The sequence below is a fragment of the Novosphingobium sp. KACC 22771 genome (assembly GCF_028736195.1).
Lineage (GTDB): Bacteria > Pseudomonadota > Alphaproteobacteria > Sphingomonadales > Sphingomonadaceae > Novosphingobium.
Genome location: NZ_CP117881.1, coordinates 2,232,971 through 2,245,665 on the forward strand (window position 1 = coordinate 2,232,971; position 12,695 = coordinate 2,245,665).

The 12,695-nt window shown below is 64.3% G+C and carries 9 protein-coding genes; 4 read left to right on the top strand and 5 right to left on the bottom strand.

Annotation, left to right across the window (positions count from 1 at the left end; translation table 11 throughout):
- The first annotated feature begins 5 nt into the window (after positions 1 to 5).
- Genes nirD through cobA form a run of 3 tightly spaced genes read left to right on the top strand, consistent with a single transcriptional unit; the run spans position 6 to position 3,687 of the window.
- Positions 6 to 359 carry a nitrite reductase small subunit NirD gene (nirD, locus tag PQ467_RS10160; RefSeq protein WP_274176129.1) on the top strand — a complete coding sequence of 118 codons (354 nt, stop codon included), beginning with the start codon at positions 6 to 8 and terminating at the stop codon, positions 357 to 359.
- Positions 356 to 2,920, top strand: a complete 2,565-nt coding sequence (locus tag PQ467_RS10165; RefSeq protein ID WP_274173310.1) for a nitrate reductase — start codon at positions 356 to 358, stop codon at positions 2,918 to 2,920. Before nirD ends, PQ467_RS10165 begins: the two co-directional genes overlap by 4 nt.
- Positions 2,917 to 3,687, top strand: coding sequence for a uroporphyrinogen-III C-methyltransferase (cobA, locus tag PQ467_RS10170; protein WP_274173311.1), 771 nt, complete (start codon positions 2,917 to 2,919; stop codon positions 3,685 to 3,687). Before PQ467_RS10165 ends, cobA begins: the two co-directional genes overlap by 4 nt.
- On the opposite strand, the gene PQ467_RS10175 is transcribed toward cobA, so the two are convergent.
- The 3 genes from PQ467_RS10175 to PQ467_RS10185 are packed head-to-tail and all read right to left on the bottom strand — an operon-like array spanning position 3,676 to position 9,160.
- A complete protein-coding gene (locus PQ467_RS10175) occupies positions 3,676 to 5,256 on the bottom strand; it encodes a family 43 glycosylhydrolase (protein ID WP_274173312.1) in 1,581 nt (526 codons plus the stop codon). The genes cobA and PQ467_RS10175 overlap by 12 nt on opposite strands.
- Positions 5,253 to 6,254, bottom strand: coding sequence for an alpha/beta hydrolase (locus PQ467_RS10180; protein WP_274173313.1), 1,002 nt, complete (start codon positions 6,252 to 6,254; stop codon positions 5,253 to 5,255). The genes PQ467_RS10175 and PQ467_RS10180 overlap by 4 nt, the downstream gene beginning before the upstream one ends.
- 41 nt (positions 6,255 to 6,295) lie before the next feature.
- Positions 6,296 to 9,160 (bottom strand): TonB-dependent receptor, encoded by a 2,865-nt coding sequence (locus PQ467_RS10185; RefSeq protein ID WP_274173314.1) that lies wholly within the window; start codon positions 9,158 to 9,160, stop codon positions 6,296 to 6,298.
- Between the two features lie 365 nt (positions 9,161 to 9,525).
- Between PQ467_RS10185 and PQ467_RS10190 the strand changes: the two genes are divergently transcribed.
- Complete coding sequence (locus PQ467_RS10190; protein ID WP_274176130.1) at positions 9,526 to 10,848, top strand: pectate lyase family protein; 1,323 nt, start codon at positions 9,526 to 9,528, stop codon at positions 10,846 to 10,848.
- 62 nt (positions 10,849 to 10,910) lie between these two features.
- On the opposite strand, the gene PQ467_RS10195 is transcribed toward PQ467_RS10190, so the two are convergent.
- Complete coding sequence (locus tag PQ467_RS10195; protein WP_274173315.1) at positions 10,911 to 11,933, bottom strand: sugar kinase; 1,023 nt, start codon at positions 11,931 to 11,933, stop codon at positions 10,911 to 10,913.
- Entirely contained in the window at positions 11,930 to 12,694 is a 765-nt protein-coding gene (kduD, locus tag PQ467_RS10200; RefSeq protein ID WP_274173316.1) for a 2-dehydro-3-deoxy-D-gluconate 5-dehydrogenase KduD, read from the bottom strand. The genes PQ467_RS10195 and kduD overlap by 4 nt, the downstream gene beginning before the upstream one ends.
- Between the last annotated feature and the right edge of the window lies 1 nt (position 12,695).

Genomic DNA, 12,695 nt, shown 5'->3' on the forward strand with positions numbered 1-12,695 from the left:
TATCCATGATTGGCGACTGGATCGATATCGGGCCGACGACACAGATCAGCCCCGGCAATGCCCGCACCCTGCCGGTGCAGGGTGGCGAAGAGATCGCCATTTTCCACACACTGGACAATCAGTTCTATGCGCTGGTCAATAAGTGTCCGCACAAGCACGGCCCCCTCAGCCAAGGCATCGTGCATGGCAATGTCGTGACCTGCCCGCTGCACAGCTGGAACATCAGCCTGAAAACCGGCGAGGCGCTGGGCGATGACAAGGGCTGCGTGCCTACCATCCCCATCCGTGAGGACGCCGGGCGGCTGTATCTCAAGCGCGAAGCGTTGGTTTCGGCCAAGGCGCCGGAGGCCGCAGCATGAACAAGACGGCGATCCGCACCACTTGCGCCTATTGCGGCGTTGGCTGTGGTATCGCCGCCGCGGTGGCGGCCGCGCCCGGACAGCGCGCCGTCACCATTCAGGGCGACACACAGCACCCCGCCAATCACGGCCGCCTCTGCTCCAAGGGCACGCATCTGGGCGAGACGGTGGCGCTGGACGGGCGCTTGCTCGCGCCCATGATCGGCGATCAGACGGTCGGCTGGGACGCGGCGCTCGATGAAGTGGCCGACCGGATGCGCGATGTGATCGAGGCCCATGGCCCTGATGCGGTCGCCTTCTACGTCTCCGGCCAATTGCTGACCGAAGATTATTACGCGGCGAACAAGCTGATGAAAGGCTTCATCGGCAGCGCCAACATCGACACCAATTCGCGCCTCTGCATGGCCAGCGCCGTTGCCGCCCACAATCGCGCCTTTGGCGAAGACATTGTGCCGGGCAGCTATCGCGACCTTGACGAGGCCGACCTGATCCTGCTGGTGGGCAGTAACACCGCATGGTGCCACCCGGTCATCTGGCAGCGCCTGGAAGCGGCCCGCGCCGCGCGCGGCACCAGGATCGTCGTGATCGACCCGCGCCGCACCGAAACCGCCGAACAGGCCGACCTACATGTCGCGCTGGCGCCCGATGGCGATGTGGCTTTGTTCAACGCATTGCTGGCCGAAATGCACGCTCGCGGGTTGACCGATGATGCGGGGCTGAATGTGCCGCATGGCTTTTGGGCTGGGCTGCCCTGCGATCCGGGCGTTCCGGCGGATCAGTTTGCCGCTCTGGCCGATCTGGTCGCCGCCCATCCGCGTATGGTCACGCTGTTTTCGATGGGGGCCAACCAGTCCTCCAGCGGCACCGACAAGGGCAATGCGATCACCAACCTCCACCTTGCCATGGGCCGCATCAATCGGCCCGGCGCCGCGCCTTTCAGCATGACCGGACAGCCCAATGCGATGGGCGGGCGCGAGGTGGGCGGGCTGGCCAATATGCTGGCCTGCCACCTCGGCTTTTCGGATACGGAGCTGCGCGATGTGGCCGGTTTCTGGAACACCGCCAACATCTGCTCCGGCCCCGGCAGGAAGGCGGTGGATATGTTCCGCGCCATTCATGATGGCTCGATCAAGTTCCTCTGGGTGATGGCCACCAACCCGGCCGCCTCCATGCCCGACGCCGGTTTCGTGCGCGATGCGCTGGCGCGTTGCCCCACGGTGGTGGTGTCCGAGGCGATTGCCGACACCGACACGGGCCGCTTTGCCCATATCCGCCTGCCCGCCCATGCATGGGGCGAAAAGGACGGCACCGTCACCAATTCGGAACGCCGCATCAGCCGCCAGCGCACCCTGTTCCCCCCCCCCGGCGAGGCCAAGGCCGACTGGTGGATCATGGGGCAAGTGGCCGCCCGCATGGGCTGGGGCGATGCCTTTGCCTATGACCGCCCGGCCCAGATCTGGCGCGAATATGCCATGATGACGGGGCTCGCCGTGCGCCATGGGCGGCGGCTGGATCTGCGCGATCATGCGGCAATTTCGGATGTCGATTATGACGCGATGATGCCCTTTCAATGGGGCGGCGATTATCCGCTGGCCGATGGCTACAGCACGAGCGATGGCCGTGCGCGGCTGATTGCGGTGCGCCCCCCCATGGCTGCCACAATTGATCCGGCCTATCCGCTGCGCCTCAACACCGGGCGCTATCGCGACCAGTGGCATACGATGACCCGCACCGGCTATGCCCCCACGCTGGCCCAGCATCGGCGCGAGGCCCTGCTCGAAATCCATCCCGATGATGCGATGCTCTATGGCCTGAGCGACGGCGGTCTGGCCCGCGTGGCCACGGCCAACGGCGCATCAGTGTTTCGCGTCAGCCTCACCGATGCCCAGCGGCGGGGCGACATCTTTGTGCCGATGCACTGGACCGATGTGATGGCGGGCGGAGCGCGCGCCAATCTCCTGCCCGCCCAGCGCGTGGACCCGGTTTCGGGCCAGCCCGCGTTTAAAAACACGCCGGCTCGGGTCGAGCCGATCAAGGCGGATTGGCGGGGTTTCCTGCTGCTCAAGCAACCGGCGGTGCCCGAAGGCCTGCTGTTCTGGAGCCGGTCGCGGGTCAAGGGCGGCTGGCTTTACGAACTGGCCGGGATGGGCGCGGTGTCGGTCGAGGGCCTGCTGCCCACCGGCGAACGGCTGGAGGTGGCGGATCACGAGCGCGGCATGCGCCGGATCGCGGTGCGCGGCGAAGATGGCGCGCTGGCGGGCGCACTGTTCTTGACGCGTTATGGCACTTTGCCCCAGCGCGCATGGATTGCCGACCAACTGGGCGAGACAAGCGAGGCCATCGAATGGCTGGCCGCGCGACCCAGTACTCCGGTCCCGGATCGTGGGCCGATTGTCTGCGTCTGTCACGGCGTGGGCGAAAAGGATATCGAGCAAGCCATCGGCGCAGGCGCGTGCAGTGTGGCGACCATTGGCCAAGAAACGCGTGCGGGCACGAATTGCGGCTCTTGCCGCCCTGCCCTGGCGCGCATGTTGGCAAAGATGATGGAGACGGCGCAATGAGCCATGATTTTCCCGCAGGCATGGTCTGGCTGGTGGGCGCAGGCCCCGGCGATCCCGAATTGCTGACGCGCAAGGCCGAAAGGCTGATCCGCGCCGCCGATGTGGTGTTCTATGATGCGCTGGTGGGCGAAGGCGTGCTGGCGCTGGTCAGCCAAGGCACACGGATGGTCAGTGTGGGCAAGCGTTCTGGCCGCCACAGCAAGGCGCAAGGGTCGATCAACGATCTGTTGCTGGAAGCCGCTCTGGCGGGCCAGCGCGTGGTGCGTTTGAAGGGCGGCGACCCCTCCGTCTTTGGCCGTAGCGCCGAGGAGATTGAGCATCTGGCGAAGGGCGGCGTGGTGGCAAAGGTCTGCCCCGGCATCACCACGGCCAGCGCGGCGGCGGCCAGCGCGGGGGCTTCGCTGACGCTGCGCGGATCGGCGCGGGGGTTGACCTATGTTACCGCCCATCTGCGCGCAGGCGAACCGTTGCAGCTCGATTGGGCCACGCTGGCCAGTGACCAGCAAACCGTCGGCGTCTATATGGGCCGCGCGGCGGCGGGCGAGATTGCGCGGGGGTTGATCGCGGCGGGGCGCGACCCGGAAACGCCGGTGATGGTGGCGGTCAATGTCTCGCGCCCCGATGAACGCCTGATCCGGGGCAAGCTCAGCGCGCTGGCCTTTCTGGTGGCCACGATCAGCGATGATGATCCCACGCTGCTGCTGATCGGCGAGGCGGTGCGGGCCAGGAATGTCGCGCCGGCCGCGCTTGAGGCCCTAATCCTCTAGCGCGGCAAACCGGAAATCGCGAAAGCGGGCCTCGCCCCGGCCCGCCGCATAGAGGCCGGGTTTGAGCGCGAGAAAGCCGCCGCGCACATTGTGGTGATAGCCTGACACCTCCATCCCGCGGTCAAAGCGGTGCCATGTCTGACCGCCGTCGCTGCTGGTGTGGATGGCGATGATGTGACGGCGGTTGGTTATGCGCATCCGCAAGGCATGGCCATAGGTGTGCGCCGGGCGGCCGCGCTCCATGCCATATTGGTGGGTGACGAAACGGTCCTTGTCAAAACCCAGCCCCGCATAGAGCCGGTCGTCATAGAACAGCACAAGACCCGCCGTGGTGCCTGGATCGATCTCGATCTCGCATTCAAAGCGATAGGATGTGTCGCCCGCCGTCAGCAACAGCGGCGATCCATCGACCGGCGCATGGCCCTTGGCGGCCAGATGCAGCACGCCATCGGCAACACGCACCCGCGCCGCCTCATCGCGCGCGGGGCGGAAAAAGGCCCACTTGCTGCCCAAAGCCAGCGGCGCGGAAAAATCATCCGAGAGCGCCATGCCGTGTGGCAGCGCCTGCCCGCCGCGCGGTTTGGGCAAAGGGCGCGAAAGATCGCCGCCCGTCATGCGCGGCCAGCCGTCACGGCCCCATACGACGGGATCAAGCAGGCATTGCCGCCCCAGCGTCCAGAACCCTGCACGATAGCCATGATAGAGCGCCCACCACGACCCGTCCGGCCCATCCACTAACGAGGCGTGGCCCCGGCACCACCATGCTTCCTTGTCGGACACCGTGCGCACCAGCGGATTGCCGGGATGATGCCCCCACGGGCCATGGATCGAGCGCGAGCGCGCGGCGATCACCATATGTCCGGTGGGCGGCCCCGCCGTACCGCCCACGGCGGTCAGCATATGGAAATAGTCGCCATGGCGCAGGATCTTTGGCCCTTCGGGACTGAAACCCTCAACGTCCCATGTGTCGGGATAGCGCCACGGATCATAGACATGCTCCGGCTCCCCGGCGAGCGAGAGACCATCGTCCGACAGGCGTACCCGGTCGCCGCCCGAGAGGAACAGCCAGCGCGAGCCATCCTCGCCCACCGCATGGCATGGGTCGATATGTTTGGGCAGGCCCAGCGGCACCGGATCGCTCCACGGCCCGTCAATATGGTCGGCCCAGATGACGAAAGTATCGTTCCGCTCCGCCTTGACCGGGATGTAGAGAAAATAGCGGCCATTGTGCTTGGCCAGACTGACCGCCCAGACCGCCCCGATATTGCGCAGCAGCGCCGGTTTGCGCGGTTGCCAGTTCACCAGATCGCGCGAATGCCAGATCGTCAGGCCGGGATAGGCGTCGAAGCTGGAAAAGGTCATGTAATAATCCGCGCCATCGCGCAGGATCGCCGGATCGGCCCGGTCGCCCGACAGGATCGGGTTGAGGAAAGTGCCATTGCCCAGATCGGGCGCGGCCTGATTGTCGAAGCCCTGCGCGGGGGCGGCTTTGGCCTGCGCCGAAATTGCGGTCAGCGTCGTCAGCCCGCCCGCCAACAGGGCGGCGCGGCGGTCTATGGTAAAGCTCATGCCTGTTTCACCAATCCCGTCGTCTGCGCCCAGTTCAGCCAAAGCTGGGGCCATATCGCGACCGGCTTGCCCGCCGCATTGCGCAGACCAAAGCCATGGCCGCCCCGTTCAAACAAATGGCATTCCACCTTTGCGCCCTTGGCCTTCAACGCATCGCGCAGGGCCAGCGTATTGCCCACCGGCACGGCGGGATCATCCTCGGCATGGAGCAGGAAATGCGGAGGCGGATTGCCGGGAATGTTGCGGTCGGGCGAATGGGCCGCCTCCTGCGCCGCCGTGGGATGATCGCCCAGCATCTGCTGGCGCGATCCTGCGTGGGCCAGAGGCGGCGTCATTGAGATGACCGGATAGATGGGGGCCGCACAAAATGGGCGAGCGGGTTGATGATCGGCCTCGTCGATGGGAGCATAGACCGCCGCATCAAAGCGCGAGGCGAGATCGGCGCACAGATGCCCCCCGGCGGAAAAGCCCATGGTCGCCACGCGAGCCGGGTCAAAGCCATATTGCCCCGCTCGGTCGCGGATGAGGCGGATCGCGCGCTGGGCGTCGATCAGGGCGGTATCTGGGCCGGTGGCCCATCCCTCGCCCGGCAGGCGATAGAACAGGACAAAGCAGGTGAAACCCCGCGCCGCCAGCCAGCGGGCCATTTCATAGCCCTCGCGGTCGATCACCACGCGCACATAGCCGCCGCCCGGTGTGATCAGCACGGCCGCGCCATTGGGCTGTTTCGGACGGAACACCACCATGCGCGGATGGGAAATGCCATGAATGGCGCGATCAGGCAGGGCGGGATCTTTCGACCTCTCGACGATTTCCTGCGCAATCGGGCGCAGCCGTCCCGGCCCCGCCCCGCCCGGCCAAAGCGAGATCACCTCTGGCGTATCGGGCAGATCATCGGATGGGGTGGCGGGCGAAGGGGCCATCATTCCCTCCGCCCGCCATGAGGCCGCCCCGGCGAGCAGGCCGGATGCCAGAAGTGTCCTGCGATCCATTGTCATCGAACACATCCTTTATCCGGCTGCTTGCCGGGACAGAAGGTTTAGTATTTCCAGCGCGCGCCGAACTGGATCGTGCGGCCAAAGTGGTTGTTTTCATAGTTCCGCGTCGCGCTCGCATCGGTATAGCGATAGCGATAGGTGTCGAGCAGATTGTTGCCGTCGAGCGAAAGTTCCACGCTGCTGGTCAGCTTGTAGCGCACCGCCGCGTCAAAGCTGGTATAGCTGCCATAACCCTCGAACACATTGCCGGTGCCGCTGGTCGCGTCATTGAACGGCCCGCGATAGCTGAGCATACCGCGGATGCTGAACTTGCCGTCGTCATAATAGAGCGTGGCATTCCACGCCGTTTTCGACACGTTGAGCAGCGTTGCCGGATAGACCGCATTCACCCCCACCAGCGTACAGGCCGCCGTGGGCGTGGTGCGGGTGCAGGGATTGGTGGCGGGACCCGTGATCGTGTAATTGGCGTTCGACTTGATCAGCGTCACGTTGCCCTGGAAACCGATGTTCTTGAGCACACCGGGCAGGAACCGGAAGGGCATCTGCAGGGCCAGTTCCATACCCTGAAGCCGGGCGCCGCTGCCGTTCACATTGGCCGTGATCTGATAGATCTGGTTCGGGTCAAAGTTGATATAGGCAGGCGAACTGGTCGGCAGCGCGCTTTGCGGCAGACCGGTCGAGGCGAAGGTGGCGGCATAGCTGGACGAGATCGGGAAGCTGGCGATATCCTTCTGGAACACGGCCAGCGAGATCACCGACTGGGGGGCGAAGTAATATTCGACCGCCAGATCGTAATTGGTCGCGCGATAGGGATCGAGCTGGGGGTTGCCATAGCTGATCCGGTAATTGAACCCGTCAATCGAGCCGCCCGGCGTCAGATTGCCCAGCGTCGGGCGCGTCAGCACCTTGGCATAGGCGGCGCGAATGATCACCTTGGGATGCGGATAGAAGGCAAGGTTGGCCGAAGGCAGCCAGTCGCCATAGCCGCGCTGGACCGTCACGCTGTTGCCCGAAAGGATCCCGGTCGATTTTTGGCTGGTATAGGCATAGCGCGTGCCCATATTGCCGCCAAATTCCAGACCAAACAGATTGCCCTTGAAATTGGCCTCGAAATAGCCGCCCGAGGTGGTTTCCTGCACCGAGCGCACGTTGCCGCTGTCAAGCGTGGCCGTGCGGCTGTAGAGCTTGGTGAAGGCCGTGGTGGCGGGCAGATTGGCCACGATCCAGCTGCTGGTCGTGCCGGCAGGCTGGCCGGCATTGCCCAGATTGACGGTGTCCACCATCGCGCTGGTCAGCGGGAAGCCATAGGCGCTGGATGAACAGGTCAGCGTGCCCAGCACAAGGTCGGCCCCGCTGCTGCCGCAAACCGCGCTGTCGCGCAGATAGGCCACCGAATCAAAGTTGAACCGGCGCCACACGCCGCCCGCCTTGATCGTAAAGCCGTCGGCCACTTCCCAATTCACATTGCCCTGCACCGTCTTGAACCGGTTGGTGACATTGGAGGGGCGGTCGCGGATTTCGGCCAACTGGAACTTGGACGGATCGGTCACGCTGTCGCCATAGGAAATGACGGGCGAGGCCATGTTGCGGTAATCATAGGAGAAACCATTGGCCGTTCGATTGTCAAGCAGCATGGTGGTTTCCACCGGAATATCCGCGTCCGACTTGGAAATGCCGCCCAGGATTTTCACCTTCAACTTTTCGGTGATGTCCTGGTCCAGCGTCGCGCCCACCTGATAGAAGGTGGTGTTCGACTGGCGCAGATAATGTTCGGAGCGGACATAGGCGTGGTTGAACGTGGCCGCGACCATGTTGTTGTTCGCGTCATAGACCGGGTTGACCACGTCGATCGACTTTTCATTCGAACGGGCCAGCACTTCGAGCCACTTTTCCTCGCGGTTTTCCTTGAAGCGCGAGAACAGGGCGTCAATCGACAGCTTGGTGTGGTCGCTCGGCTTGAACTGGATCGATCCGGTCAGGCCAAGGCGCTCGCGGTCATGCCCGATGACGCCATAGCGCGGGATGCGCGGATGGAATGACAGGCTGGCCTGATCGCAGGTCGCGCTCTGGCGATAGCTGCCGGTGTAATTGGTGGGCGAGCCGCCCGTGGCGCCCGGCACCGAATAGAAGCAGTTCGTGCCGTTGACCGAGTTGAAATAGGCCTGCGCCCAGCGCACCGAATTGTTGCCCAATTCCAGCGTGTTGGTCTTGGAATAGGCGGCCGAGATGTTGGCGCCGAAGGTGCCGCTGTCATTGCGCCAGCTCAGCAGGCCGGCGAGACGCGGCCCAAGGTTCTTGGACAGGTCATTATAGCTGCCCTGAACATTGGCCACAGCCGTCAGCCCGGCCTTGCCGCCTAGCGGATTGCCGGTGTTCAGATCCACCACAGCGCCCAGCGAGCCTTCGTCAAGCGACGGTTCGGCGGTCTTGTGGACGACCAGATTGGTGAAGAGTTCCGAGGCGAACACGTTGAAATCGAACGAGCGGTCGCGGTTGGCGCTGGCGCCGTCGGAAGAAGTCGCAACGGTTTCAAGGCCATTCACCCGAACGCGGGTGAATTGCGCGCCAAGCCCGCGCACGGTGATCGCGCGCCCTTCGCCGCCATCACGCTGGATCGAAATGCCGGGAATGCGCTGAAGCGATTCGGCCAGGTTCTGATCGGGAAATTTGGCGATGTCTTCGGCCACGATGGCGTCGACCGCGGCCACCGAGTTCTTTTTCAGAGTGAGCGCGGCTTCAAGCGAGCGACGAAAGCCGGTGACGACGATGGCTTCGGGCGCGGCTGCATCGGCGCCGGGCGCGGCGGTTTGCGCAAAAGCGGGCGTGGCCAGCGCCGTTCCGGCCACCAGAGCCAGACGCAAAACAGAGAAACGGCGAGCGGTGAATCGCGTTGCGGTATGAGGCATTATAACTCCCCCTAAAACTCCCACGGGGCGGCAATGCGCCCCACTCCTCACTGATTGCCCCAAAGCGTGATACCGGTGTCATAAGTGGGAAACGCGAATCGCGCTGTCGCCGCCTTTTTCATCCATATCCCTGCCCTCTGGGGCTAATTTTATCTGCCAAGGTGTTGCCGTTCAACGTTTTTCGATGGCGTTGAAGGGAACCTCTTGTCCGATTTGGTAACCGGTGTCATAAGTCTTGGCATGAGGCCCCGGCCTCTGTCAAGAACCACCAACAATGAAGCCCCACAGGAGAGGCCCCGGTGACATTTCTGCCCACCCCCGTTGTTCGTCATGCGCGCTTTCTGCTCGCCGCTGCCGTTTTGCCTCTGTCCGCGCCCGTCTGGGCCGAAACGCCCAATGCCCCCGCACAGGCCAGCTTTGCCCATCCCGCCGATCCCACCAAGGGCGGCGCAGGCGGGCGAATCATCCGCGTAACCACACTGGCCAAGGATGGCCCCGGATCGTTCAAAGAAGCCGTCGAGGCCAAGGGCCCGCGCATCGTCGTCTTTGAAGTGGGCGGCGTGATCGACATGGGCGGCACCGAACTGGTGATCAAGGAACCCTTCCTCACCATCGCCGGGCAAACCGCCCCCTCGCCCGTCACGCTGATCCGCACCGGTATCGACCTGCACGGCCATGACGTCATCATCAGCCACTTGCGCGTCATGACCGGCGCGATGGACAAACCCCACTTCTCGGGCTGGGAGCCGGACGCCTTTTCAACCGTGGCCGCGCATAATGTGGTGATCGAACATTGCAGCTTCCTGTGGGCCATTGACGAAAACATGTCGGCCAGCGGCCCGCGCTTTACCGGCAAAACGGTGCAGGACTGGCGCGCAGGCACCAGCCATGACGTTGTTTTCCGTGAAAACCTTGCCGCCGAAGGGCTGGCCTTTGCCAGCCACTCCAAGGGCGAGCATTCAAAAGGTTCGCTGATTCACGACAACACCACGGGCATCACCTTCTACCGCAACGTCTGGGCGCATAATGTCGAGCGCAGCCCGCTGGTCAAAGGCGGCGCGCAGGTCGCCATGGTCAACAACATCATCTACAACCCCGGCCACCGCGCGGTGCATTACAACCTGATGGCGCTGGAATGGGCGGGGCATGATTACGTCACCGGCCAGATTACGGCGGTCGGCAATGTCATGCGCGGCGGCAACCAGACCGATCCGGGCCTGCCCTTTCTGATGCTGGGCGGCGATGGCGATCTGGCCTTTTATGGCCAGGACAACCGGGCGGTGGACCGCCATGGCAATGCCCTGCCGATGTTTGGCCGCTATGGCGAGACGAAGGCCAGGCTCATCACCGCGGACAAGCCGTTGGCCAAACTGGACGGCTATACGATCCTGCCCTCTGGCGAGGTGGAAACCAGCGTGCTGAATTCGGTCGGCGCGCGGCCTTGGGATCGCGATCCGCAGGATATTCGCGTGCTGTTCTTTGTGGCCGAAGGGCGCGGCGACATTATCGACGATGAAAAGCAGGTAGGGGGCTATCCCCACGCCGCCGAAAAGCGCGCGCCTTTTGTTGAGGCCGCTTGGGACCTGACCACGATGACGCCCAAAAACGGCGCCTATCCGGGCCAGAAGGCGGGCGCGCAGGAAAAGCTGAGCGACCGTGACAAGGCGATGCGGCAGGGCGGCGTGTAAAAGAGATTGGGGGGCTGCGAGGCCCCCCAAGCTTTCAGGTTACGACGCTTTGGTGAATAGCTCTAACGCCGAACATCACCCGAATTGCCGGTGAAGCCATCAATTTCCGCGCGCGGCAGGCGCAGCCAGTCGCCATGGAGCGAATGTTTGAGCGCGTTCATGGCCAGACCAAGCTGCGCCATCTTTTTCGCGTCCCCGCCCTCCAGCCAGCCTGTCAAAACCCCCGCCGCAAAGGCGTCGCCCGACCCGACACGATCGACGATATCGGTGATCTCGATCTCGGTCGTCTGATGCCGGTCCTCGCGCAGATCGACGCGGGCCGAGAGGCGGTGATGGGTCTGGGTGATGGGATGGCGCGCGGTGCTGGCCATGACTTGCAGGTTGGGAAAGGTCGCGAAAGCCGCCTCCACCGCTTCGCGCCGCCGTTCCGCGCCATCGCCGGAAAAGGGCTTTTGCAGTAGCAGCGTCATGTCGCGATGGTTGCCGAACATTATCGTCGCATCGGACAGCAATTCGAGCAGGATCTCACGCGGATTGCTGTCCCACGCGGCCCAGAGTTTCTCGCGGAAATTGCAGTCGAAACTGACCGGAACCCCTGCCGCTTTGGCCGCCTTGATCCCGGCGCGGGCGAGTTCGACACCCGCCGGGCCGAGCGCGGCGGTGATGCCCGAAATGTGGAACAGCGAGGCGCCATCCAGCGCGGCGGCGAAGTCAAACTCGTCCGGTCGGGCCGTGGCAAAGGCCGATCCGGCGCGGTCATAGGTGATCGCGCTTGGCCGCAGCGAACCGCCGACTTCGAGGAAATACAACCCCATCCGGCCTTCGCTGCGCACGAAATGCGCAACATCGACCCCCGCCCCGGCCAGCGCCGCGCGGGCCTTGTCGCCCAGAGCGTTTGCCGGAACCTTGGAGACAAACCGCGCCTGATGCCCCATCGCCACCAAGGCCACGCCGACATTGGCCTCCGCCCCGCCGATGGTCAGGTCGAGCGATTGCGCATCGGCAATCACCCGCCCCGCAGGCGTGGCGAAACGCAGCATGACCTCGCCAAAGCAGACGACAGGGCCAGAACGATCCTTGGTCATCGCGCCAGCCAACCGCCGTCCACGGCCAGCACATGGCCCTGCACATAGTCCGCAGCATTGCTGGCGAGGAACACCGCCGCGCCGCCCATATCCGCCGGGCTGCCCCAGCGGCCTTCGGGGATGCGCTCCATGATCTGGCGGTTGCGCGCCTCATCGGCCTGCAAAGCCGCCGTGTTGTTGGTGGCGATATAGCCCGGCGCGATGGCGTTGACGTTCACGCCCTTGGCCGCCCATTCGCAGGCCAGCAGCTTGGTCAGCCCCGCCACGCCTGATTTCGACGCCGTGTAGGACGGCACGCGGATGCCGCCCTGAAACGACAGCATCGAGGCGATGTTGATGATCTTGCCGCGCTGGCCCGTTTCAGCATGGTTGGCGATCATGTGGCGACCGGCGGCCTGCGACAAAAAGAACACCGATTTGAGGTTGGTGTCGACCACCGCATCCCAGTCTTCTTCGGTAAAATCCACCGCGTCATTGCGGCGGATGATCCCGGCATTGTTGACCAGAATGTGCAGTCCGCCCAGTTTTTCAACAGCCTGCGCCACGACATCGCCCACCGGGGCAATCGACGATAGGTCCGCACCGATGATTTCGGCCCGGCGCCCCTCGGCCTGCACCAAGGCAGCGGTTTCCTCCGCAGGCGTGCGGCCCACCAGCGCCACATCGGCCCCGGCCTGCGCCAGAGCCAACGCAATTCCCTGACCGATGCCCGTATTGGCACCGGTCACCACGGCCACGCGGCCGGTCAGGTCAAAGCTCATC